The organism is Thermoactinomyces sp. DSM 45892, from assembly GCF_900107305.1.
Lineage (GTDB): Bacteria > Bacillota > Bacilli > Thermoactinomycetales > Thermoactinomycetaceae > Baia.
In genome coordinates, this window is the sequence record NZ_FNPL01000041.1 from 1 (window position 1) to 1718 (window position 1718).

Annotated in this window: 1 protein-coding gene; it reads left to right on the forward strand. The window is 42.5% G+C overall.

Annotated features, from left to right (window positions below):
• Nucleotides 1-107: 107 nt before the first annotated feature.
• Nucleotides 108-1391, forward strand: a complete 1284-nt coding sequence (locus tag BLU58_RS15910; RefSeq protein ID WP_093293840.1) for an IS110 family RNA-guided transposase — start codon at nucleotides 108-110, stop codon at nucleotides 1389-1391.
• Nucleotides 1392-1718: the final 327 nt, after the last annotated feature.

Sequence of the window (1718 nt, forward strand, 5' to 3'; positions counted from 1 at the left end):
AAGGAGCATTCCTGTAATGAAAGAAAGTGAAGTTTGAAAAAGAAAAGTGCCTCCTGTAATATGCGGGGTATCGAAAGATCCCTAATTTAACAGAGGAGGCACTACAAATGAATTTTAACGTAAATCGACAACTGGAGCAACTTACACCTGAAACTCTCATTGTGGGAGTAGACATTGCTAAAAATAAGCATGTCGCAAGGGTAGTAGATGATCGAGGTAAAGAATTGGCGAAGCCAATCGCTTTTGCTAATTCTCAAGAAGGGTTCCAACAGCTACTGTTCTGGATGAAAAGTACACAAATCCAGCAGGCAAAGGAACAAGTCATTTTAGGAATGGAACCAACTGGACACTACTGGCTGAACTTAGCGCATTTTATGAAGTCGCGAGGTATCCAAGTCGTGATTGTCAATCCAATGCATGTGAAGAGGACGAAAGAATTAGACGATAATTCTCCTACCAAGAATGATGTGAAAGATGCTCATGTCATAGCTCGTTTGATTCAAGGTGCTCGGTACTCTGTACCTCATTTTCCAGAAGGAATACACGCAGAACTACGTGTTCTTATGAACTTACGAGATCGAGTCAACCAAGAATTCTTGCGAGTACAAGGGCGAATTACGAATTGGTTAGATCGTTATTTCCCTGAGTTTGTAACAGTATTCAAGGATTGGCAAGGAAAGGCTGCTATGCTTTCCCTCCAACATTTCCCTCTTCCCGTTGATGTTCAGTGCCTAGGAGCTGAACGGATTGTGGCGGTGTGGAAACTAGAAGTGAAGCGTGCAGTGGGGCTTGGTCGAGCCGAGAAGCTTGTTAGGGCCGCTCAGGAAACGGTTGGACTTACAATAGGAAGTGAAATGGCTCGATTTGAAATTCAAATGTTGCTGGAGCAACATCACTTATACCAAGAGCAGTTAGAGCAAGTTGGTCAAAAGGTTGAAGATCTTTTACACCAGATACCTGGAACAAAGGAAATGCAGTCGATACCTGGTGTTGGACTCCTGACAGTAGCAGGTTTTCTAGCTGAGGTTGGCGATCTTCAACGATACCAGCATCCTGACCAAATTAGGAAGCTTGCTGGTTTAAATCTCAAGGAATACAGCTCTGGCAAACACAAAGGGAAAACTCAAATCACCAAACGGGGACGTCCACGTTTACGTGCACTGCTATTCCGATGTGTCATGCCACTAGTAGTTAAAAATAGCGAGTTTAAAGCTTTTCATCGTCACTTTACCACTCGCTCTCGAAATCCATTGAGTAAGAAGCAATCTATGGTTGCTCTCTGTTGTAAATTAATTCGTTTGCTATTCGTATTAGGAAACACTCAAACTTCTTATGACCCTGCAAAGCTCCAAAGGGCTTTGCAGAGATCTACATTACAGATTGTTGCTTAAACATTACTCGCTGTATCTCTATATCTTTGAAGACAAAATGAAGCATGGATAAGCTGAGCAATTAATCAACCATACGGGCAAAAGACCCTGCAAAGGAGCAAAATTCAGCCTCCACCCCAAGGTAGGTAGAACGAAGGAATGTAGGGACAATGATCCTGTGAGACGTGGGAGGGTGAACCCCTTGGGTAGATGTGGAGATCCGTTTGTGCCCACCATATTTTTACAAATAGGCTAACATCCTTGTTCATGTGCCTTTATGTATTCCTTAAATATACAAAGTTGGTGTTTTTAGTTCTATCCGCCTATCTGTTTCATTTTGAAAAACTG